We start from the raw sequence: 21,975 nt of genomic DNA, 5'->3' as shown, positions 1-21,975 counted from the left end.
GGCCTGGAATTGTCTGATGCAGATCAGTAATTTGCGCAGTGTCGCGGACTTCGCATCCACGATTGCCGACAGGTGCTGGCATGAATGGTGGAAAGACAGCGCGATATCGCTGTCGCAGTATCGTTCTGGTATCAGAAAAATGACCGCGGAACGTGGCATCCCAATGGCCTTAGTCGCACACCGGGAAGAGCAATACCTGGGCTCCGTCCTGTTGATCGATAACGACTTGGACATCCGTCCACAGTATTCACCATGGATCGCGGCGTTGTGGGTCGAGCCTGGCTCCAGACGCCAAGGAATTGCGGGTAAGCTGATCCAAGCAGCGCGGACAGAAGCCAAGAGCTTAGGGCACCAAGTCTGCTACCTTTGCGCGACGGAAACAAACTCGCCCTACTACATGACCCGCGGCTTCCGTTTGATCGAACTTGACGTGGTTGGTCTAAACATTTTCGTTATATAATCAATATAAATATCCTGCCCGCTCTCTCTTTCCGCGCCCGACGATCGCCCTACGGTCGCACCTTCACCTTCTGCGCGAGGTCGATCTCATTCAACTGGATCGGCTCCGCCTTCAGCATCCCGTCGATATAAGTCCGGATCCCCTGTTGGACCCTGGCCTGCCGCAACGCCTGGATGATCTGCGGCCGCACGTCATCCAACGGGGCCGGGGCAGCCGGCTTGATCCCCAGCACGCGGACGACGTGGAACCCATCCGGCAAGCGGAGCACTTCGGTGGTTCCGTTCTCGTTCAGATTCGCGACGGCAGCGCGGACCTGCGGCAGCAGCGTGTCCTCACGCACCCAACCGGCATCGCCGCCCTTTTCCGCCGTCGCCACGTCCTGGGAGTTTTTCTTCGCCAGCGCCGCGAAATCCGCCTTCGGCCTCAGCGCCTGAGCCCGCAGATCGGCCGCCTTGCGACGCGCCGCCTCCGCCACATCCGGCTTGGCGTCCGGCGGAACGAGGATGACGATCTGCGTCAGGTGATACTGGCGCGGCACCATGAAGCGCGCCTTGTTTACCTCATAGGTCTGGGTGACGGCCGAATCCGGCGGGAAATTCGGGTCCGGCGGCACCAGCGACGCGGCATAGGTCTGCAGGATGACCGCGTCCTTGGCTTCCTTGATGCGCTCGACGATGTCGGGCTTCTTGTCCCAGCCCTTCGCCTCGGCTTCCGCCAGCAGCGAGCGATCCACCAGCTTGTCGTGCACGAAGGCGGCCAGCGCCGATGGGGATGCCTCGGCCCTTGCCCGCGTCGCCGGATCGGCATGATCCAGCATCGCCCGCACATCGGCCACCGTCAGGGTCAGATCGCCACGCCGCGCGACGACATCGCCGGACGCGGCACTCGCGGAAGCGCCTGAAGAGGACGCTCCCGTCGCTGGCGGTTCGGACGCGGCCACCAGGCACAGAAGCCCCAGCGGGGCCAGACAGGCGGGGATACGGCGATACATGGCGGGGCCTCCTGCACTCCGGAATGAGGGCAGCAGCACGACCGTTCAGCCTCGCCCCGGCTTGTCCAAACCATCAGTCGGCCGATTTTTCAACCCATTGCCGACCGCGCCGCCGTCGCCTGCACACGTCATCGGCGCGCGGTTGACGGATCAGGCAATCTCGCCATGCTGCGTCCATCGACACGCGGGAGGATTTGAAATGGGTGAGACGATCCAGTTGAAGGCAGCGGATGGGTTCAGCTTCTCGGCCTACGTCGCCGGGCCCAAGGACGCGACCAAGGGCATCGTGGTGATCCAGGAGATTTTCGGCGTCAACCACCACATCCGCGACATGGCGGACCGTTTCGCCGCCGCCGGCTACGCCGTCGTCGCCCCAGCCCTGTTCGACCGCGTCGAGAAAGGCGTCGAGCTCGGCTACACCCAGGACGACATCGGCAAGGGCCGCGACTTCCGCATGAAGCTGTCCGACCCTCAAGTGATGCTGGACGTCGAGGCCGCCGCCGGTCACCTGTCCGGCAAGAAGCTGGGCATCGTCGGATACTGCTTCGGCGGCACCGTGGCCTGGTGGGGCGCGACCCGGACGACGAAGTTCGCCGCGTCCTCCTGCTGGTACGGCGGCGGCATCCCAGGCACCAAGGACGAAAAGCCGAACTGCCCTGTGCAGATGCATTTCGGCGAAAAGGACGCATCCATCCCGATGTCGGACGTCGACGCGGTGCGGGCAGCACAGCCGAAGGCGGAAGTCTACGTCTACATGGGCGCGCAGCACGGTTTCGGCTGCGACGAACGCGGCAGCTTCAGCAAGCCGGATTATGAGCTGGCGCAGAAGCGGACGCTGGAGTTCTTCGCCAAGCACATCGGATAACGCTACCCTGTGGAGGAGCGGTTCCTGCGTGGAACCGCTCCGTCTCCGCGCGATCGGTTTCCGTTCCTGACCGTGCCGCATGGGGTTCTCGCCGAGCGGCCGTGTTTCCCCTGTTCCCGGCGGTCCGATCCGCGCTATGTCGCGCTGATTTTCGCCAAGGAACCGACACGTGCCCATAAAGCCTTTGACCGAGGGTCAACGCGCCTACGAAGCCAAACGCGCCGCCAAAGCCGGCATGAGCCTGGAGAAATGGCTCGACCTGAAGGAAAAGGACGCCGCGGCCGAGGCCAAGGCGAAAGCCAAGGCACAGGAGAAGGCCCGCGAAGCCGCCAAGCCGGCCAAGCCGCCCGGCTTCTTCTCCCGCCTGCTTGAGCGTGCGAACCGGCCGTTTGGGTCCTGACCTCGCCGCCCACGCCGACTGGAGCATCGATCCGCGGAAACGCTGGATCACCATTGCCCTGCGGGCCGAGACAGGCTGGCGGCTGACGGCGCCTCGGCCCGTTGGCGACCCTGGCGACCTTCCGCGGCGGCTGCTGGCGATGGCGGATGGCGGCGCCGTCGCGCTGGGCGCCGACCTGCCCATCGGATTGCCGCGCGCCTATGCGGCCGTCAGGCCGGAAGCCGATTTCCTGGCGTTCCTGCGCGGAGTCGCCGCCATGCCCGATTTCTTCCGTGTCTGCGCCACGCTGGAAGAAATCCGTTCGGACCGTCCATTCTACCCGGCGCGCGGCATCGCCGGCATGACGCGGCTGTCGCACGCCCTGGCCTTGGGATTGGGGGACGCGTCGGGACTCAATCGCGCCTGCGACAAGGCCACACTGGAACGGCCGGCAGGGGCGCCGGTGTTCTGGACGCTGGGCGCGAACCAATCGGGAAAAGCGGCGATCTCGGCCTGGCAGACGCTCATCCTGCCGGCCCTGCCGACCGGTATCCTCCGGCTCTGGCCGTTCGAGGGATCCTTGCTGTCGCTGCTGGCGCCCGGAACCGTGGCGCTGGCGGAGACCTATCCCGCCGAGGCGCTGCGGCACCTGGGCATCCGCCTGCGCGGCAGCAAGCGGCGCCAGTCGGACCGCATCGCGACGGCCGAGGCGCTGGAAGCGGCGATGGGCCGGTTGGCGGCGGAACCCGATGCCGCGATGCGCCAGGCGATCCGGGACGGCTTCGGTGCCGACGCTTCGGGTGAGGACCGGTTCGACAGCGTCCTGGGCGTGCTGGCAGTGCTGAACGTCCTGGCGGGCAACCGGCCGGACACCGCACCGGCCGATCCGTGGATCCAGCGGTGGGAAGGCTGGGTCCTGGGTCAGACGTCGCTGCCGAAGGTGCCGACGGCCTGACGATTGGCGCGCCGCACTATCGCGCCGGCAAATCCCCTGGCCTCAGCCCTTCCGGTCCAGTCGACGAACCCCGTCCGGCATGGCGACCAGGGCGGTGGTCGCCATGCCGATGAACAGCCCGGTCTCAACCACGCCGACCGTCGCCGACAGCCTTGCCTCCAGCGCGGCCGGATCGGCGATCGGGCCGAAATGGCAATCCAGGATCAGGTTCCCCCCATCCGTGCGGAACGGGGCGTCACCCGCCTGACGCATCGCCGGCCGCGCGCCCAGGGCTGCCAGCCGTTCCGCCGTGGTCTGCCAGCCGAACGACACGACTTCCACCGGCACCGGGACCGTCCCTCCCAGGCCCGGCACCAGCTTCGGCGCATCGGCGATGATCACCAGCCGGGTACTGGCCGACGCAACGATCTTCTCCCGCAGCAGAGCGCCGCCCAGGCCCTTGATCAGGTCCAGCGTGCCCTCGGCGATCTCGTCGGCACCGTCGATCGTCAGGTCCACACGGGTATGGTGAGCGAAGTCGGTCAGGATGATCCCGCCATCCGCCGCCTGCTTCGCGCTGCGTTCGCTGGTCGGGATGCCGACGATCTTCAGCCCGTCGCGCACCCGCGCGATCAGCCCGTCGATGGCGAAGGCCGCCGTCGAGCCGGTGCCCAGCCCGACGACCATACCGTCCTCCACCATCGCCACCGCCGCCAGCGCGGCCTGCTTCTTATGAGCGTCCCGGTCAGACATCGCGCACCGCCTTCAGCACCCGCAGCCAATTGCCGGAGCAGACCTTCTCAACCTCCTCCGCCGCCAGCCCGCGATCCCGCAATGCTGCCTCCAGCAGAGGATGGCGCGAGAAATTCGGCATCTCGGTCGCCGCCACGCCGGCTGGCAGGTCGGAACCGATGCCCACGTGGTCGATCCCCAGCGCGTCGATCATGCGGAACATGTGCCGGATCATGCCGGGCAGCTTCTCTTCCCTCAGCACCGAGATCCAGGCGCCGACCACGCCGCCGGACTCGACGACCATCCGGGCGTAGTCGGGGCTGACGAAGCGGGGATGGTCCCCCTGCGGCGCCCCCGGTTCCTTCAGGTTGGCATGGGTGCAGAGGAACGGCTTGGTGGCCACCTCGGCCACGCCCTTGACGGTATCCTCGGAGCAATGGGCAACGTCCAGGATCACGCCGATCCGGTTCATCCGCCGCACGACCTCGGCGCCGAAGACGGTCAGGCCGCCATGCACCGGCGGCGCGGTCTGAATGTCGCCCGTCTCGTTCACGAGGTAATGCGTGAGCTGAATGGAGCGCACGCCGCGTGCCTCCATCGCATCCAGCCGGTCGAGATCGCCTTCCAGGAAGTCGCAGCCCTCGATCGCCAGCACCAGGGCGGGGTCGTCTTCGCGGAAATCCTCCGGCTCCCTGGCGATGCGGATGCCGGCGTTCTCGAAGCTGGTGAGGTAGCCTTCGACGGCTTCCAGGCATTCGCCGGGATTGGGGTCGCGGAACTTCTCCAGCCGGCCGGTGACCTTGTCGCGGCGGATCATCGGGATGTCCCCGATCGCGGATACGACGGCCGCCGCAACGCCCGCCGGCGCCATGGTCGCGATGACCGAGCGGTCGACGTCGCCGGTGCGCCGTGGGCGGCCGGCATGGGTATGCATGTCGATGATCATGCGGGAACCTCTACACTGATCCGCGCCGGATCGTCAGCCGGGGGAACAGGTTGACCTTGCACCTTGCGGTCCGCTTGCGCATGTTAGCGGGCGGTATGGAGCAACGGAACAGGTGATGGACGGGGGAGCGGACACACGGCGGATCACGATCCACGCGCCCGAGGATTTCGCGGGCATGCGCGCCGCCGGAAAGCTGGCGGCGGAAACGCTGGACATGATCATTCCGCACGTGAAGCCGGGCGTGTCGACCGGCACGCTGGACAGGCTCTGCCATGACTTCATCGTCGCCCACGGCGCCGTGCCGGCGCCGTTGAACTATCGCGGCTATCCGAAGTCGATCTGCACCTCCATCAACCATGTCGTCTGCCATGGCATCCCCGGCGAGCGGAAGCTTGAGAACGGCGATATCCTGAACATCGACGTGACGGTGATCCTGAACGGCTGGCACGGGGATTCCTCGCGCATGTATGTCGCCGGCACGCCGTCGACCCGCGCGCGCAACCTGATCGACGTGACCTATGAGGCGCTGATGCGCGGCGTGCGCGCCGTGAAGCCCGGCGCCACGCTGGGGGATATCGGCCACACGATCCAGGCTTTCGTCGAAAGCAACCGCTTCAGCGTCGTGCGCGACTTCTGCGGCCACGGCATCGGCCGCCGGTTCCACGAACCGCCGAACGTGCTGCATTTCGGCCGCCCCGGCGAAGGTCCGGTGCTGCGTCCCGGCATGTTCTTCACGATCGAGCCGATGGTGAACGCCGGGCGGCCGGAGGTGAAGGTGCTGGATGACGGCTGGACCGCCGTGACCCGAGACCGCAGCCTATCGGCGCAGTTCGAGCACATGATCGGCGTGACCGAGACCGGGTGCGAAATCTTCACCCTGTCGCCCACCGGGATGGACAAGCCGCCGATCGGATGATCCGCCGACGCCGTTAGCGGATTGGCAAGGATTCCCGCTTAGCCTCCGCTGCCTGATGCCCCGGTCCCGCAAGCCGCCCGAGTTGGCCGATGCGCCTCTGTTCGCGTTCCCCTCACCGGCCCCGGACGTAGTGTCCTTCGCCGGCAGCGAGGGGCATCGCGGCCGCTTGCGCCAGCGCTTACTGACGGCCGGCCCCGATGCGCTGGCGGATCACGAGATGCTGGAGATGGTGCTGTTCATCGCCCTGCCCCGCCGCGACACCAAGCCGATCGCCCGCGCTCTGTTGTCCCGCTTTGGCTCGTTTAGCGCCGCGGTCGGCGCGCCAGTGCCGGAACTGCTGAGGATCGAGGGATTGGGCGAGGCAGGCGCGGCCGCGATCAAGCTGGTACAGGCGGCAGCGCAACGACTGCTGAAGCACAAGGCCGGGGAACGGCCGGTGCTGTCGTCATGGGATCGGATCTTCGATTACCTGCAGGCCGTGATGATGCATGAGCGGGTCGAGCAGTTCCGTGTCCTGTTCCTCGACAACCGCCATCGCCTGATCGCGGACGAGGTGCAGGGCCGTGGCACGATCGACCGCGCGCCCGCCTATCCGCGGGAGGTGGTGAAGCGCTGCCTGGAACTGAACGCCGCCAGTATCGTCCTGGCACACAACCATCCCAGCGGCCAAACGACGCCGTCGCGGGACGACATCACGACAACCCGGGAGATTGCCGCCGCAGCCGCGGCGCTGGGGATCAACCTGCTGGATCACATCGTGGTGGGCCAGGGGAAGTGCCTCAGCTTCCGTCAGGAACGGCTGATGTAGCGTTTGGTCCGCGAAATCACTCCGCGTATTCGACCCCCCACCGGTCCGCGCCGGCCGCCGGCGGTTCGCACCATACCGGGACGGCGTTCCGCGTCCGCACGTTCGGCTCATGCCCCATCACCGCGCGCAGGGCGCGGAACAGCGCGCCGTGCGCCACCACCAGCACCGGTCCCGGCCTGACGATGCTGCGATTGACCGCCGCGACGGCTCGGCGTTTCAGATCCCCAAAGCTCTCGGCCCCTTCCGGCGTCAGCTTTTCCTCAACCCAGGCCGTGAACCACTCGGTCATGGGCTTGCCTTCCATGACGCCGTAGGCGCATTCTCGCAGGTCCGGGTCGATCTCCACCGGCAGGCCGATCTCGGCCCCGGTGATCTCGGCCGTGATCTTGGCCCGGCTCAGCGGTGAGGCGACGATCGACTTGATCCCCTTGCCGCGCAGCAGCAGCGCCGCTGATTTCGCCTGGGCGAGCCCGGTCTGGTTCAACGGGATGTCGACATTGCCCTGCGACAGGTTCTGCGCGTTCCAGTCTGTCTCGCCATGACGGAGGAACCAGAACGAGATGGGGGTCAGCGTCGTCGCGGGCGAAACGATCATCGGCAGCACCTGTCCATACGGTTGAGCAGCAAACCGGAGCGGCTCAGGCCAGCCCTTCCTGTTTCAGCACCCGCTGCACCGCCGGACGCGCCATCATCCGCTCCAGATGGGCGGCGCAGTTCGGCGGCAGCGCCATGTTGACCCGCTTGCTCCAGAACTCGACGTAGAAGACGGCGGCGTCGGCGATCGAGAACTTGCCGACCGCGTAATCCTTGCCGGCCAGCGCTTTGTCGATCGTGCTGAAGCCCTTTTCGGCCAATTCCCGGCCGCGGGCCTTCACCGCGTCTTCCTCGGCAGGGTTGGACGAGAAGTTGGTCGGCCGGAATTGCCGTGCGAACCCCTGCATGTGGATCGTGGCGACGGCGTAATCGGTCATCTCCAACGCCTGGGCCTGCAGGTCGATATCGTCCGGCAACAGGTTCGCATAGGGGTTGGTGCGGGCAAGGTAATAGGCGATGGCCGGAAACTCGGTCAGCACGGCCCCGTCGTCGCGCACCAGGGTCGGGACCTTGGATTTCGGGTTAACGGCGACGAAGCCAGGTTTGTACTGCTCGCCTTCGCGCAGGTTGACGGCTTGGGCCTCATAGGGTTTGCCGATCTCCTCCAGTAACACATGGATGCCGATCGAACACGCGCCGGGTGCGTAATAGAGCTTCATGGGTCGGTCTCCCCTGGTTTGGCTTGGAACGTCTATAGCAGGCAGGGTCCGGGGTGCGAAGGCAGGGGGCACGATCCATGGCCCGCGACGGTCGCGCGGCGTGGATCGTGGGTCTCCGTCATGGCCCGGGCCATCCTGCGCCGGTGGAGGAAGACGGCCCGGCCAAGCCGGGCCGCGACATGATGCCGGATCATGACATGATCATGAATCCAGGACCGTAAGCGACGGCGCCCTATCCCCCCACCAGCGCCCGCAGGTCGGCCTCGGGTCGAGCGCCGTAGTGGGAGATGATTTCGGCCGCGGCGACGGAGGCGATGCGGCCGCATTCGGCGAGCGACTTCCCCTGCGTCAAACCCGCCAGGAAGCCGGCGGCGTAGGCGTCGCCTGCCCCCGTCGTATCGACGACCTTCGTCGGCTGTGCCGGGACCGGGACCGTCTCGCCGCCACGCAGGACCAGGCTGCCGGCCTCGCTGCGGGTCAGCGCCGCCAGGGCAACGTCCTTGCGGGCAAGTTCGGCCGCTTCGTCGAACGTGTTGGTCTCGTACAGCGCAGTGATCTCGGCCTCGTTGGCGAACAGGACGTCGACATGCCCGTGGACCAGCTTGCGGAACGCGTCGCGGTGGCGGTTGACGCAGAACGCGTCCGACAGGGACAGCGCAACCTGCCGGCCGGCGGCGTGCGCGGCGTCGGCGGCCTTGTAGAACGCCGCCTGCGCGGCCGGAGGGTCGAACAGGTAGCCCTCCAGGTACGTCACCGCCGCCTGCGCGACCAAGGCCGGCTGCACGTCCGACGCATCCAGGGACACGCAGGCCCCCAAGAACGTGTTCATCGTCCGCTGCCCGTCCGGTGTCACCAGGATCAGGCAGCGCGCGGTCGGCGCCCCGCCCACCAGCGGCGGCGTATGGAAATTGACGCCGACCGCCGTGATGTCGTGGCGGAACACCGTCCCCAACTGATCGTCCGCCACCTTGCCGATATACGCCACCCGGCTGCCCAATCCCGCCGCCACGGCGCAGGTGTTGGCCGCCGAACCGCCCGAGGACTCCTTGGCCGGCGGCATCGCCGCATACAGCAAGTCGGCCTGCGCGGCGTCGATCAGCGTCATCGAGCCTTTGTGCATGTCATGGCGCGAGAGGAACGGGTCATCGGTCGCTGCCACCACGTCGACGATGGCGTTCCCGATGCCCAAGATGTCGTACAGGATTTCCGTCATGACCTACCTTTTCGGCGGGTGCGCCCGGACCGCCGCCTCATTGACCTCAACGCCCCAGCCGGGGCCGGAGGGGATAATCAGTTCGCCGTTTTCTATCACCGGGACGTTGGTGAAAAGCTCATCCCGGTGCGCGGCGCTGTCGATGTCGATCTCCATGACGCGGAAATTCGGCACGACGGCGCAGAAATGCGCGGAAACGGCGGAGCACAGATGGCCGTAATAGTTGTGCGGGGCGACGTTGACCTCATACGCCTCGGCCATGGCGGCGATCTTCACCGATTCGAGGAACCCATTCCAGATCACGTCGATGATCGCGACATCGGTTGAGTACGCGTCCAGGAACGGCCTGAACGCGCGGCGGCCGCAAACGGATTCAAGGGAGGCGATCGGGCACGGCGCGTGGCGGCGGATATAGGCCAGGGAGCCAGGGTCCCAGGTGTCGATCTCCAGCCAGGTCAGGTCGTAAGGCTCGACGGCGCGGGCGATCGCCAGGTTCCCCTCGGTCTTGAAGTGGTAGTTGATGTCGAGGTGCAGGTTCATCTCCGGCCCCGCCCCGTCACGGAATGCCTGCAACTGCCGTTGCAGCGACTTGATCATGCCGCGGTCGGCGTTCAGTTCGGGATAGCCGGGCGTGCGGCCGAAACCGGGCTGGAAATTGGTCAGCTTCTCGCCGTCCCAGGGCAGGATGTTGGTCTTCAGGCCCTTGAAGCCCTTCCGCTTCACCTCGGCGCCCAGCGCGGCGATGTCGTCGAAGTTGCGCAGCGGAGCGGAGCCGACCAAGGCATGGTTGCGCACGCGATAGCTCCCGCAATGCGACCAGTAGACCGGGACGCGGGTCCGCACGGGACCGCCGAACAGCTCATACACCGGCACGCCCAGCGCCTTGGCCTTGATGTCAAGCAGCGCGTTCTCGATCGCCGCAATGGCGCGCTGGTTGACGCCGGCGGGCGCCTGGATCTGCCGCTGCCACAGCGTCGAGGCGATCGTCTGCGTCGGCCTGGGATCGGCGCCGATCAACGGTTCGGCCATGCCGTGGATGATGGCGGTCAGGCCCTTGGACCCGTCGGCCTCGGTGTATTCCGACCAGCCGACAAGGCCGTCATCGGTCGTGATCTTGAGGAAAGAGAAGGTGCGCCAACCGGCGTCGGCGTGCAGGTCCTCGATGCGGGCGATCTTCATGATGCGGTTTCCCCCCTTTGTTTGATGATCGAGAATAAGCCCGTTTCGGCTCTTGTGTCGCGGCGCGGCAGAACTGTTGGAACATTGCCATCGCCGCCCCGCCGCATCGAAAGTGTGGGCGGCGACGCGGACCGCATCAAGGTCCGGCTAGACCATGTCGATACATATGTAGGTTGTCCGATGGGCTACGTCCCCGCACCCGCCGGCGTGGCACCAGGTTCCAGCAGCGTCTCCCCATAGGCCAGGATCGCGTCGCTCAGTTGCCGCGCGGGCGCGCGCAGCGAGCGGCCGGCGGATCGCAGGACGAACTCCACCTCTCCCAGATCGGGCAGCGTGTCGTCGTCCAACTCGTCCAACCCCTGCGGGATCAGCCCGCGCGCCAGGACCAGCACGCCCAGCCCAGACAGCGCAGCAGCGCGCAGGCCCGTCAGGCTGCTGCTGGTGCAGGCGATGCGCCATGTCCCGCGCGTCTGCTCCAGCACCCGCAGCACCTGCTCCCGCGTAATGCTGGGCGGCGGATAGAGGATCAGCGGGATCGGCTCCTTCGGATCGATCCGCGTGCCGGGCGCGCCGACCCAGACCAGGCGGTCGCGCCAGACCAGCCGCCCCCTGTCGTCGCCGTCCGGCCGCTTGGCCAGCACGAGGTCCAGTTCCCCGTCGTCCAACCGAGCGTTGAGCCAACCGCTGAGGCCGACTGTGAGTTCCAGGTCCACCAGCGGATGGCCGCGCGTGAAGTCGCGCAACACTTCGGGCAAGCGCGACACCACGAAGTCCTCCGACGCCCCGAACCGCAGCCGCGCCCTGCCCCGCGCACCACGGAAATAGGATTCCGCGCGGGCGTTGGCGTCCAGGATCGCCTCGGCGAAGGCAACCATCGCCTCGCCGTCGGGCGTCAGCGCCACAGAGTGGGTGTCGCGCACGAATAGTCGGCATGACACCTGGTCCTCCAGCCGCCGGATCTGCTGGCTGACCGCCGGTTGGCCCAAGCCAAGGCTGCGGCCGGCTTCGCTGAAGCTGCTCGACTGGACGACCGCCAGGAAGGTTCGCAGCAGGACGGGGTCGATCATGATCGCTCATCACGTTCCGTGATGACAGTAAGTCCGTCATGCCGCGTTCACAATCGGCCGGCGTCCCGCCAGCTTCCGCAGGCAAGGAGGCCTACGCCATGTCTATACGTGCGACGCTGGAACGGTGGAACATCGATCCCTATCTGATCGCGCTGGTTTCGATGGTGGCGCTGGCCTCGGTGTTCCCGGTCCGCGGCCAGGCAGCCGTGGATTTCAGCCACGCGACGACGATCATCATCGGTCTGCTGTTTTTCCTGTACGGCGCGCGGCTTTCGCGGGAAGCGATCGTCCAGGGCCTGTCACATTGGCGGCTGCATACGGTGATCCTGGCCAGCACGTTCGTGCTCTTCCCGCTGCTGGGCCTTGGTTTCCGCGTGCTGACCCCGGACGTGCTGCCGGTGCCGCTGTATATGGGCCTGCTGCTCGTCTGCACGCTGCCTTCGACCGTGCAATCGTCGATCGCCTTCACCTCGATCGCCGGCGGCAACGTCCCGGCTGCGGTCTGCGCAGCATCCGCGTCCAGCCTGCTGGGCATTTTCATCACGCCACTGCTGGTCGCACTGCTGATGCGGGCGCATGGCGGCATGTCGTTCGGCGCCATAGAGGGCATCATCGAGCAGTTGCTGCTGCCCTTCCTCGCCGGCCAGGTCGCACGCCAATGGATCGGCGGCTTCCTGTCGCGCCACAAGGGCCTGACGGGGCTGGTCGATCGCGGTTCCATCCTGCTGATCGTCTACGGCGCGTTCAGCGAGGGCGTGGTGCACGGCATCTGGCACCAGGTGGACTGGCAGAGCCTGCTGGCCGTTGGCGTTGCCAATGCCGCCCTGCTGGCGCTGGTGCTGACGATCACGACCTTCGCCAGCCGCCGCCTGGGCTTCTCCCGCGCCGATGAGATCACCATCGTGTTCTGCGGCTCCAAGAAGAGCCTGGCCGCCGGCATTCCGATCGTGAACGTCCTGTTCCCGGCCAATTCGGTGGGCGTGATGCTCCTGCCGCTGATCCTGTTCCACCAGATACAGCTCATGGTGTGCGCCACGCTGGCGCGGCGCTACGCGGCGCAGGCGCAGGACTCGTCGCGCCGGCTGGCGGACTCGGGTGGAGTCGCGGTCGTCCGGTAGGACCAACCGCTTGGAAGGGGTCGGCGGAAAACCGCTGCCCGCCGCGGAATCCTTGGGCCTTCCGCCGCCGGAGAGCGGTGGATACGGCATCTCGGGCGCATGCGTGCCCGCCATTGCCGGATGCCGCCGATTCGCTTATGCGGGTCACACAGGTGACTTTCCGCTGCACTGCGTCAACAAGGTGTCACGATATGGCCGATTTCGTCATTCCGCCCCCCGCCGTCGTTTCCGTGCCGGTTGCCGGCGGGGGCGCCTTCCCGGTGCGCCGGGTGTTCTGCGTCGGCCGCAACTACGCCGAACACGCGCGGGAGATGGGCAGCGACCCGGACCGGGAGCCGCCGTTCTTCTTCATGAAGCCCGCCGATGCGCTGCTGCTGAATGATGCCGACATGCCCTATCCGCCCAAGTCCACGCAGCTTCACCACGAGATGGAGCTGGTGGTCGCGATCGGCGAAGGCGGGGCGAACATCGCCGAAGCCGACGCCCTGGCGCATGTCTGGGGCTATGCCGCCGGCCTGGATATGACCCGGCGCGACTTGCAGAACGCCGCGAAGAAGGAAGGCAAGCCCTGGGACATGGGCAAGGGGTTCGACTTCTCCGCTCCGATCGGCCTGATGGTGCCGGCGTCCAAGATCGGCCACCCTTCCAAGGGCCTGATCGAGCTGAAGGTCAACGGCAAGGTGCGCCAGACCTCCGACCTGTCGAAGATGATCTGGAACGTGCCGGAGACGATCGCCTACCTGTCCGGCCTGGTGAAGCTCGCCCCCGGGGACCTGATCTACACCGGCACGCCGGAGAACGTGGCGGCGGTTGAGCGCGGCGACCTGCTGGAAGGTGTCGTGGAGGGCGTCGGGACGGTCAGGACCCGCATCGTCTGATGCCGGCTTTGCGTGTCGCGACCTGGAACATCAACTCGCTCAGGCTGCGCGTCGGGCTGCTGGACCGCCTCGTCGAGGCACTGAATCCCGACGTCATCTGCTTGCAGGAGACGAAGGTTCCGGACGAGCTGTTTCCCGCCGCGGCGCTGGAGCCCTTGGGCTATCCGCACCGCGTGTTCCGGGGGATGAAAGGCTATAACGGAGTGGCGATCCTGTCCCGCGTGCCGATGCAGGTGCATGAGGTCGAGGCACCTGATTGGTGCGGCAAAGGGGACTGCCGGCACGTCGCGGCGGCTGTGGAGACACCCGGCGGGCCGGTGGAACTGCACAATTTCTATGTCCCCGCCGGCGGCGACGTGCCGGATCGGGTGGCGAACCCGAAATACGGCCACAAGCTCGACTTCATCGCCGAGACCCGCCAATGGTTCGCGGCGCGGCCAGGGCTGACGCGGTCGGTTCTGGTCGGCGACCTGAACATCGCGCCGCTGGAGCATGACGTCTGGAGCCACAAGCAGCTGCTGGACGTCGTCAGCCATACGCCGCCGGAGACCGAGGGGCTGACGGCCTGGCTGAACGCCGGCTTCGTCGACGCGGTCCGGCATTTCGTGCCGCCCGACCAGAAGCTGTATACGTGGTGGTCGTACCGCAATCGCGACTGGCGTGCCTCGGACCGGGGACGGCGACTGGACCATGTGTGGGTGACGCCCGACCTGGAGCCCGGCCTGAAAAGCCAGACCATCCTGAAGGACGCTCGGGATTGGCCTCAGGGATCCGACCACGTGCCGGTGTGCGTGGAGGTCGCGGTCTAGCGGAACAGGCCGGTCGCCAGCGCCCAGACATTACCCCCGGACCTTACGCCCCGGACCGGCACCAATCCCGCCACGCCGTCCGCAGCGCCGCGCCCAGGTTCCGGCCGAACCGCGGCGCGTCGCAAAGCGGACTCGACCGCACCTGCTCCCGCAACTCGGCTCGCAGCAGCGCCAGCGCGCCCAGATCGCCAGCCCGCCGCTCCGCCATCTCCACATAGGCGTCCAGCGACCCGACCACCCAGTCCGCCAGGCCCGCGTTGCTCATGTGACTGGCCGAGTGGCGGGACGCGAAAATCTCCCCCGGCAGGGTGATCGTCGGCACGCCCATCCACAGCGCCTCGCAGGTCGTCAGCCCGCCCGAGTAGGGGAATGGGTCCAGCACCAGGTCGATGTCGCCGTACTGCCCCATGAACGCACGATGGCCGGAGGAGCCACGGCATTCGACCCTGTCGGGATCGATGCCATGCAGCTCGAAGGCAGCCCGCATTCCGGCGACGGTGTCGGCATCGCCCAACTGGTGCGTTTTCAGGACGATCCGGCTGTCCGGCACGCGATGCAGGATCCTTGACCAGGTCTCCACCACACGGGGCGTGATCTTCGCCAGGTTGTTGAAGCAGCCGAACGTGACGAACCCGTTCCGCAATGCCGGCAGCGGTGCCACGTCGGGCGCGTGCGGCGGCGGGGTGTAGCACACATAACCGTCCGGCAGGCGCATCAGGCGCTCGCTGTAGAACCGCTCGAAGCCGTCGGGGGTCTCCCAGTGGTCGGACACGAACCAGTCCATCTCCGCCAGGCCGGAACTGTGCGATTGCATGCCGACCCATTTGACCTGCACGGGCGCCAGCCGATGGGCGCAGGCGTTCATCCGCCCCGCGTCGCCGTAGCCGCCCAGGTCGATCAGGATGTCGATCCCCCGACCGCGCGCCAATTCCGCCAACGCCACGTCGGACAGGGTGTCGACCTCGATCCACTCCGCCGCCACCGCGCGATAGCGGCGGGCCAGCGGATCGTTTGCCGCGGTATTCTGCGCCAGGCAGACGATGGAGAACGCGTCGGGATCGAGCGTCTCGATCCCTGCCACGGTCAGCCAGCCGACCGGATGCGACCGAAAACTCCCGGACAGCAGCCCCACCGTCAGCCGACGGTCGGGGTCGCGACCGTTCGCCAATGGACCGAGGTCGGCGCGCGGCTGGACATCCGAACAGGCGCGCATCGCCGCCAGCAACTCCGCGCCGCCGATACCGTCCAGGTAAGGCAGGTTGTTGCATAACGCCCGCCGTGACAGGACCGCATCCGGCGCCAGGGACGATGCCTGGCGCGCCAATGCCACGCCCTCCGCCTGCCGTCCGAGGCAGGTGGTCGCGTTCGCCATGTTGCACAGAACGGACGGATGCGGCCCGAACCGATCGACCAGGTCTCGCAGGATCGTTCGCGCTTCGGCATGACGATGCAGCCGCATCAGCACCGCCGCCAGGTCGTTGTGCGGCTTCGGGTCGTCGGGCGTCAGGGCGCAGAGCCTGCGCAATGCCGCCTCTGCCTCCTTCACACGGGTCGAGCGCGCCAGCAGGCCCCCAAGCATCCCCAGCGGCACGACGTCGTCCGGTGCCAGGGCGACGGCGGTGTCCAGCGCGTCGATCGCCTCCGACCGGCGGCCGAGCCGGTCCAGCAGCAGGCCGCGGCCGACATGCGGGGGCGCCGCGAGCGGGTCGATCAGCGCCGCCGCCGATTGCACCTGGAGCTCGGCCTCGGCGTCCGGAGCGGTTTCGGCCAAATTCGCCATGAACCCGCAATGCGTCCGGTCGAGGTCCACGGCCTTGCGGAAAGCCTCCATCGCCTCCGCCGTCTCGCCCAGGCGGTGCTGCGCGAGGCCAAGCGCGTTCCAGGCGTGGGCGTCGGACGGATCGCGCAAGCAGCAACGGCGCAACAGGCTTCGCGCCTCCCCTGCCTCGCCGCGCAGCAGAAGCAGTCCGGCCAGCGCGGCCATTGCCTCCGCCCGGTCCGGGCTGAGTGCCAGGACCTCACGATAAGTATCCTCGGCCTCTTCCCTCTCGCCGGCAGCACGGAGGCTTTCCGCCAGGCGCAGCACCGGCTCGTCCCATGTTGGCAGCCTGATCGCCAGCATTCGCATCAGACGGCGAGCCTTGGCGCGATCGCCCGCCCGATCCTCGGCGATCGCCAGGTTCAGCAAGGTTGCCGGCTGCGCCTCGTCTTGGGCGGAGGCGGCACGCAGCGGCTCCAAGGCCGAGGCGAAGTCGCCGGCCGCGAGTTCCTCGCGGCCCGGCTGGGCGGCCAGGGTCGCGGCGATGAAGGTCACGACGGTTCGATCCGTTCCAGGGCCAGCAGCAGGCCGGGGACGTCGATCCCGGCTTCCTGCCGGACCACGGGCCGATCGAAGCGCAGAACGCGGAACCCGGCGGCGAAGGCGGCTTCATAGACATAGTGCGGGCTGTGCGCGTAGCGGCCCTGGCGACCCAAGGCGTAGTCGCCGTCTCCGGGCGTCACGCCGTCATGATCCGGCAGCAGTTCTTCTGCTGAGAAAACGAACCAGCCGCCAGGCGCCAGGCTGCGGTGCACCGCGGCCAGCAGATCATCCAATGCGCCGAAGTAACAGACCACATCGGCGGCGACGATCAGCGGCCATCGTTCCCGCCGCTCGTTCAGTACCGCGACGATCTCACCCTCATGCAGATCCTTGTACAGGCGCTTGACGCGAGCATGATCCAGCATGCGCGGGGAAATATCCACGCCGGTAAATGGCCCCACTGCCAGATCACCAAGCGCCAGTGCCGTCAGCCCGGTGCCGCAACCCAGATCAAGGACAGGCCCGACGGGCTCCTCGGCCATCAGCTTGGGATGGGATCGCAGCGCCGTGCGCATCGCGCCCGGGATCCCGTATCGCAGCGAGATCAGGTGGTTCTCGAAATGGTCGGCATGGCCGTCAAACAGCGTGCGAATGAACACTTCAGGCGTCTGCCCCGCATTCGGCGACAGACTGGAGGACGCAACAAGGTACTTGAGATGCGCATCCTCCGGATCCAGCTTCAGCGCATCCAGATACGCCCTGCCAGCCTCCTCGTGCCGGCCTAGGCTCGCCAGCGCATGGCCCTTCATGCCCAGCGTTGCTGCGTCGAGGACACCGGCCTGCCGAGCCTCCTCGGCATGGCTGAGCGCGCCGAGGAAATCGCGCCGGCGCATACACAGCAACACGGCCGCGTTGCGCAGCGTCACCGCGCCGGGCGCGGCAAGAATGCCTTCATTCAGCACATCCAACGCCCCGCTGACATCCCCAAGACGCTCCGTCGCGGCCGCAAGCGCCTCCCGATACAGCGGGTCATGCGGTGTGCCGTTCACCGCTTCCCGTAGGCAGGACGCCGCGTCGGCAACCAACCCCAGGTCGAGCAGCGCCGCACCCAGCAATGCCTTGGCGCGAGGGTCGGCGGGATTGGCCACCACGGCCTCGGCCGCGTCGCGCGCCGCTCCTTCCACGTCGCCCGTCCGATGGCGCGCCTCGGCTCGCAGCTTACGCAGGTCGGCGTTTTCCGGTTCGGTCCCGATCGCGTCATCCAGTTCCGCGATCGCCGCGACCCAGTCGCCGTCGGCGGCAGCGATGCGCACGGAAAGCTGGATGCAAGCCGGCGTGCGCCCGGCCAGCGCACGGGCCGCCGTCAGCAGGGGTCGAGCGGCGTTGACCCGGCCGGTGTCGAGAAGAGCGGCGGCACGCTCGCAAAGCAGGTCGGCGCTGGCGCCGGCGGAGGACATGTCCAATATCGTCACTCCCGCAACTATGTCGGGCTCTGAAGTTCAGCGGCCAGCGTATCGATGCTGGCGGACCCGGAAGAAGAGTTGCTGTTGAGGTTGTTCATCACCAGGAAGCGTTCGGCGAAGCTCTGCACGAAGGACGGGTCTTTGAAGTCCTTGACGTCGAGCCGCGTGCCGACCGCCTGCTCCTGCGCGTTGATCGACTGGAACGCGATCTGCTCGGGCACGCCCAGTGCCGTGGTGACGACGGTGCGGACCGTACTGTTGCCCAGCACCTGGTCGACGCTGGTGATCGACCCGGCCTGCTGGATGAAGGTCAGCGCGTCGGAAATCCCCGGCGTCGCCGCATCCTGCTGCTTCTCCCAGTTGATCTGGGCATAACCCTGGGTGATCGCCGCGATCGTGCTGGGATTCTTGAGCACGGCTAAGCCGTTGGTAGAGAAATTGTAAGTCTGGGCCAGCATCTGCCATCGCGTATCGGTCAGCACGTTGGCCAGGGAGCTCGGATCGCTCAGGTTCGACATCAGCACCTTGGTCGCCAGTGCGGTGTTGCCGATCTGGTCGGCCATGCCATTGGCCGTCAGCAGCACGTTCAGCACCGCCGGGTCGTTCAGCGCCTGCGTCAGGTTCGTCGCACTGCCCACGGCCTTGGTGAAGGCGGCCATCGCGGTCTTTACGTCGGCCTGCTGCTCTACCGTCTTGATGACGGTGGCCTCGTTCTTCTGGGCGGACAACAGGGCCGCCACGGGCGACTGGCCGGACGCTCCCTGAACGCCGGTCGAACCGCTCCCGTAAAGTGTTTCGAGCAGGCTCGAATCGCTGCCGGATCCTGACGACCCGATATTGGAGAAAAGGGCCAGGATGCTGCTGTCGTAGTTCATGGGCGACCGTCCAGTCCCGCCGCCATGTTTCGGTTGACCGAGATCAGGAACTCGAAGTCCGGCGCCTCGGCTTCGGTTTCGCGCTGCACCGCCATGCCCAGCGAAATGATGGAGGCTCGGAGCTCCTCCGGCAGCGCGTTGGCGGGATCACGCATCAGGTCGATCACCGAGATCCAGATTCGCCGGTTATCCGCCAGCGCTCGGATCTGCTCGATCGCACGGCCGTTGCGGGCGGTCGTCAGCGTGCGGGCGGCATCGCGGAAGATATCCGCCTCCTGCTGGCGGGCAGGACGGAGACGGGCTGTGGCGCCATAGGCTGACGCGGCAACGTTATGCATGCTTTTCGTCGATCCCTTCTGGATGTTTGCCGATCGTGCTGCCGGTGACGGACGTCTCGTGCTGGATGATCCGGCGCACCAGCTTCAACGCCTGGTAGCAGTCGTCCTCCTCGGCGGCCACGAGGGCCTGGGATAGTATGGTCCGGACCATGTTGGAGGTCGTGGCCTCCTGAAATTCATTGATGAAATGACGCGCGGTCTCCAACGCGGCCTCACGCTCCTGCTCCTCGCCGATATAGGCGGACTGCAATGCGAAATAGATGCGCCGAGCCGGCGTGTCGGCTTGGTCCGGGGGCATGATCTGCTTGCCGAACAAGAAGCGCGCCTTGGCTGTCAGTTCAATTCGCGAACGGGTGCGGAAGCGGATCGGCGCGCCGTTCACGATCATGACTTCGCCCTGCCGCAGCTCCAGAACGAGGTTAGACATTCAATCCCTTCCGTGGAGCCGTGACGGCAGTCCGTTCTTCACCCTGACGCACCGGCCAAGGAGTCGTCCGGCGGCGTTTGCGCGCCGCCGGATGTCGCGTGTCACCGAGCCTGGTGACCATCGTTACTACCTGAACAGGCTCAGCAACGAATTCGGCGCCGAGTTCGCCAGCGAAAGGGCCTGAGTGCCCAATTGCTGCCGGATCTGCAGCGACGTGAGCTGCGCCGATTCCTTCGCCAGGTCGGCGTCCACCAGGGCGCCAAGACCCGAGTTCAACGCGTCGATCTTGTTGTTGTTGTACGTCACCTGGTTGTTGACGTAGTTGATGGCGTTACCAAGCGTGTTAAGCTGCTCGCCAACCGCGTTCTGCTGGTTGAGGAAGGTGCCGGTTGCCGTGATCAGCGCCTGCACCGTGGCCGCGCCGCCAAGCTGCGTCGAGGTGAACGCGATCGAGCCATACAGCGCAGAGCCGCTGAACGTCGCGATGCCGTAGCTGGAACCGCTTTCGTTGCGCGCCACCGCGATCCGGCCGAACTTGCCGTTCGACCCGGTGATGTCGCCGATCAGCGTCTTGCCGTTGTAGCTGGCATCCTGGATGAACGTCTGCAGGTTGCCCAGCAGCGACTTATATTGCTGCTCGTAGTTCGTGCGGTCCGTGCTCTGCACGTTCCCGTCCGACAGCTTCACCAGCACGTCGCGCATACTGGCCATGGTGTTGGAGATGTTCGTCAGGCCGGACTGCGTCGTTGTCAGCAGGCCCTGCACGTTGCCCAGCTGCTGGTTGGCGCTGGTCAACGCGCCGACGGTGGAACGGATGTTCTGAGCGATCGCATAAGCCGCACCGTCATCCGTCGAATCCGCGACGCGATAGCCGGTGGAGATCTGCTTCTGCGTGATCGCAAGCTGCGTGTTCGTTGCATCGAGCGACTGCAACGCGATCATCGCAGTCATATTGGTGTTGACCGAGTTGAGGGACATGGCGTGTCTTACTCTCTATACCCAAAATCAAGATGCCTGCCTTTTGCCGGCTCGCGATCATCATCTCGAATGAAAGTTAAGGGTTTATGAAGAGACCCTTGATTCTCAGCCGTTCGGGAGGAAATTCACCAGAGACAGAGAACTTGCGTTAGAAATCAGTTTATAGGACGCCTGCAACTGCGTCTGTACGCTGGACAGCTTGGTCAGCGCAGCCGCCATGTCGACGTCCTGCGCCGAAGAGATCTGACCGGACAGCGCGGTCGACGTGGTACCCAGCGTCGCCGACAAGTTCGTCAGCGCCGTCTGGCGGTCACCCATCACCCCCGCATCGGCCGCCATCGCCGACACCACGCCATTCAGGCTGGTCGCCGTGTCCTGCACCAGGGCGCTGAAGTTCGGATCGTCAACCTGGGAACTGCTCATGGAGCCGATCGTCGCCAGCGCCCGCATAAGGTCGCGCATATACGATCCGGTCGTGGAGCTGCCGGTCGAGGCGACGGCGGCATTGGCGTTCGCCAGGATGCCGGTCTGCGTCATCGTCCCCGTACCGGTATCGACGACCTGCGTACTCGCGTTCTGCTGCGACAAGTAGGCCGAGAACGGCGTGGTGCCCGAGGCATCCGATTCCGCGATCTGCAGCGTCGTCGTCGTGGTCGTTGCCGCGCCGTTGGTCGCAAGCTGTCCGACGGCGGCGTTGATCTGGGTGTAGAAGCCCGACGACAGGATGCCGTCGCCCGCCGGCACCGGCGGATTGCCGCTGTCCTGGCCACTGAAGACATAGACGCCGCCGTCCTGCGTGTTCAGCAAACCCGCGACCTGCTTCAGCGCATCGCGCGCATCCGCGGCCACGGTGTCCACGTTGGATGGATCGAGCGTGTTCAGCGTCGGCAGTTTCGACACGAAGTTCGTGGCGATCTGCTGGATCTGGGTCATCGCGGCCTGCATCACGCCCATCTGGCCAGTCGCCGCGCCGATGTTGTTCTGCCAGGTCGCCAGCGCCGCCACCTGAGGACTGAGGTTCAGCGACACGCCGGCGCCGGCGCC

General features: G+C 66.5%; 24 protein-coding genes. 9 read left to right on the top strand and 15 right to left on the bottom strand.

Translation table 11 applies throughout. The features are described 5' to 3' along the window. Positions 1–460, top strand: a 460-nt coding sequence (locus tag VHB27_RS14930; protein WP_325601791.1) for a GNAT family N-acetyltransferase, incomplete at its 5' end; no start/stop codon positions are given. A 49-nt stretch (positions 461–509) separates the two neighbouring features. Here VHB27_RS14930 and VHB27_RS14925 read toward each other — a convergent pair. Further along, entirely contained in the window at positions 510–1,451 is a 942-nt protein-coding gene (locus VHB27_RS14925; protein ID WP_325601789.1) for a peptidylprolyl isomerase, read from the bottom strand. 199 nt (positions 1,452–1,650) lie between these two features. Between VHB27_RS14925 and VHB27_RS14920 the strand changes: the two genes are divergently transcribed. From VHB27_RS14920 to VHB27_RS14910, 3 genes are all read left to right on the top strand, one after another. After that, entirely contained in the window at positions 1,651–2,316 is a 666-nt protein-coding gene (locus VHB27_RS14920; RefSeq protein ID WP_325601787.1) for a dienelactone hydrolase family protein, read from the top strand. Positions 2,317–2,485: 169 nt separating this feature from the next. Continuing rightward, on the top strand, positions 2,486–2,716 hold the full coding sequence (locus VHB27_RS14915; protein ID WP_325601785.1) for a hypothetical protein: 231 nt from the start codon (positions 2,486–2,488) through the stop codon (positions 2,714–2,716). Continuing rightward, positions 2,706–3,650 carry a hypothetical protein gene (locus VHB27_RS14910; RefSeq protein ID WP_325601783.1) on the top strand — a complete coding sequence of 315 codons (945 nt, stop codon included), beginning with the start codon at positions 2,706–2,708 and terminating at the stop codon, positions 3,648–3,650. Before VHB27_RS14915 ends, VHB27_RS14910 begins: the two co-directional genes overlap by 11 nt. A gap of 42 nt (positions 3,651–3,692) precedes the next feature. Here the strand turns inward: VHB27_RS14910 and rpiA are convergent, their stop codons facing one another. Both rpiA and VHB27_RS14900 read right to left on the bottom strand, forming a co-directional pair. Continuing rightward, on the bottom strand, positions 3,693–4,382 hold the full coding sequence (rpiA, locus tag VHB27_RS14905; protein ID WP_325601781.1) for a ribose-5-phosphate isomerase RpiA: 690 nt from the start codon (positions 4,380–4,382) through the stop codon (positions 3,693–3,695). Beyond that, entirely contained in the window at positions 4,375–5,307 is a 933-nt protein-coding gene (locus tag VHB27_RS14900; RefSeq protein ID WP_325601779.1) for a dipeptidase, read from the bottom strand. Before VHB27_RS14900 ends, rpiA begins: the two co-directional genes overlap by 8 nt. Before the next feature lie 115 nt (positions 5,308–5,422). Here VHB27_RS14900 and map point away from each other — a divergent pair, with 115 nt between their 5' ends. Both map and radC read left to right on the top strand, forming a co-directional pair. After that, on the top strand, positions 5,423–6,223 hold the full coding sequence (gene map / locus VHB27_RS14895) for a type I methionyl aminopeptidase (RefSeq protein WP_325601778.1): 801 nt from the start codon (positions 5,423–5,425) through the stop codon (positions 6,221–6,223). A 55-nt stretch (positions 6,224–6,278) separates the two neighbouring features. Further along, positions 6,279–7,031, top strand: coding sequence for a RadC family protein (gene radC / locus VHB27_RS14890; RefSeq protein WP_325601776.1), 753 nt, complete (start codon positions 6,279–6,281; stop codon positions 7,029–7,031). Between the two features lie 16 nt (positions 7,032–7,047). Here radC and VHB27_RS14885 read toward each other — a convergent pair whose 3' ends face one another. From VHB27_RS14885 to VHB27_RS14865, 5 genes are all read right to left on the bottom strand, one after another. Next, positions 7,048–7,626 carry a histidine phosphatase family protein gene (locus VHB27_RS14885; RefSeq protein ID WP_325601774.1) on the bottom strand — a complete coding sequence of 193 codons (579 nt, stop codon included), beginning with the start codon at positions 7,624–7,626 and terminating at the stop codon, positions 7,048–7,050. Between the two features lie 43 nt (positions 7,627–7,669). Continuing rightward, positions 7,670–8,284 (bottom strand): glutathione S-transferase family protein, encoded by a 615-nt coding sequence (locus VHB27_RS14880; RefSeq protein WP_325601772.1) that lies wholly within the window; start codon positions 8,282–8,284, stop codon positions 7,670–7,672. A 232-nt stretch (positions 8,285–8,516) separates the two neighbouring features. Continuing rightward, positions 8,517–9,497 (bottom strand): adenosine kinase, encoded by a 981-nt coding sequence (locus tag VHB27_RS14875; protein WP_325601770.1) that lies wholly within the window; start codon positions 9,495–9,497, stop codon positions 8,517–8,519. Between the two features lie 3 nt (positions 9,498–9,500). Beyond that, entirely contained in the window at positions 9,501–10,676 is a 1,176-nt protein-coding gene (locus VHB27_RS14870; protein WP_325601769.1) for a mandelate racemase/muconate lactonizing enzyme family protein, read from the bottom strand. 185 nt (positions 10,677–10,861) lie between these two features. Further along, a complete protein-coding gene (locus tag VHB27_RS14865) occupies positions 10,862–11,743 on the bottom strand; it encodes a LysR family transcriptional regulator (RefSeq protein ID WP_325601767.1) in 882 nt (293 codons plus the stop codon). Between the two features lie 98 nt (positions 11,744–11,841). Between VHB27_RS14865 and VHB27_RS14860 the strand changes: the two genes are divergently transcribed. The 3 genes from VHB27_RS14860 (at position 11,842) to VHB27_RS14850 (ending at position 14,548) form a co-directional block, all read left to right on the top strand. After that, positions 11,842–12,861 carry a bile acid:sodium symporter family protein gene (locus tag VHB27_RS14860; RefSeq protein ID WP_325601766.1) on the top strand — a complete coding sequence of 340 codons (1,020 nt, stop codon included), beginning with the start codon at positions 11,842–11,844 and terminating at the stop codon, positions 12,859–12,861. Between the two features lie 191 nt (positions 12,862–13,052). Continuing rightward, entirely contained in the window at positions 13,053–13,739 is a 687-nt protein-coding gene (locus tag VHB27_RS14855; RefSeq protein ID WP_325601765.1) for a fumarylacetoacetate hydrolase family protein, read from the top strand. Further along, positions 13,739–14,548, top strand: coding sequence for an exodeoxyribonuclease III (locus tag VHB27_RS14850; RefSeq protein WP_325601764.1), 810 nt, complete (start codon positions 13,739–13,741; stop codon positions 14,546–14,548). The genes VHB27_RS14855 and VHB27_RS14850 overlap by 1 nt, the downstream gene beginning before the upstream one ends. A 43-nt stretch (positions 14,549–14,591) precedes the next feature. Here the strand turns inward: VHB27_RS14850 and VHB27_RS14845 are convergent, their stop codons facing one another. The 7 genes from VHB27_RS14845 to VHB27_RS14815 form a co-directional block, all read right to left on the bottom strand. Next, a complete protein-coding gene (locus VHB27_RS14845) occupies positions 14,592–16,862 on the bottom strand; it encodes a tetratricopeptide repeat protein (RefSeq protein ID WP_325601762.1) in 2,271 nt (756 codons plus the stop codon). Next, complete coding sequence (locus VHB27_RS14840) at positions 16,859–18,307, bottom strand: methyltransferase (protein ID WP_325601759.1); 1,449 nt, start codon at positions 18,305–18,307, stop codon at positions 16,859–16,861. Before VHB27_RS14840 ends, VHB27_RS14845 begins: the two co-directional genes overlap by 4 nt. Positions 18,308–18,330: 23 nt before the next feature. Then, on the bottom strand, positions 18,331–19,188 hold the full coding sequence (locus tag VHB27_RS14835) for a DUF1217 domain-containing protein (RefSeq protein ID WP_325601757.1): 858 nt from the start codon (positions 19,186–19,188) through the stop codon (positions 18,331–18,333). Continuing rightward, a complete protein-coding gene (locus VHB27_RS14830) occupies positions 19,185–19,526 on the bottom strand; it encodes a flagellar biosynthesis regulator FlaF (RefSeq protein WP_325601755.1) in 342 nt (113 codons plus the stop codon). Before VHB27_RS14830 ends, VHB27_RS14835 begins: the two co-directional genes overlap by 4 nt. Beyond that, a complete protein-coding gene (locus VHB27_RS14825) occupies positions 19,519–19,953 on the bottom strand; it encodes a flagellar biosynthesis repressor FlbT (protein WP_325601753.1) in 435 nt (144 codons plus the stop codon). Before VHB27_RS14825 ends, VHB27_RS14830 begins: the two co-directional genes overlap by 8 nt. A 126-nt stretch (positions 19,954–20,079) precedes the next feature. Continuing rightward, positions 20,080–20,931 carry a flagellin gene (locus VHB27_RS14820; protein ID WP_325601750.1) on the bottom strand — a complete coding sequence of 284 codons (852 nt, stop codon included), beginning with the start codon at positions 20,929–20,931 and terminating at the stop codon, positions 20,080–20,082. 105 nt (positions 20,932–21,036) lie between these two features. After that, a partial coding sequence (locus VHB27_RS14815; protein ID WP_325601748.1) for a flagellin occupies positions 21,037–21,975 on the bottom strand: 939 nt, incomplete at its 5' end.

Origin of the sequence: Rhodopila sp., from assembly GCF_035548235.1 — a bacterium.
GTDB lineage: Bacteria > Pseudomonadota > Alphaproteobacteria > Acetobacterales > Acetobacteraceae > Rhodopila.
Note: the sequence above shows the minus strand (reverse complement) of the source record. Positions and strands in the feature narration are given on the sequence as shown.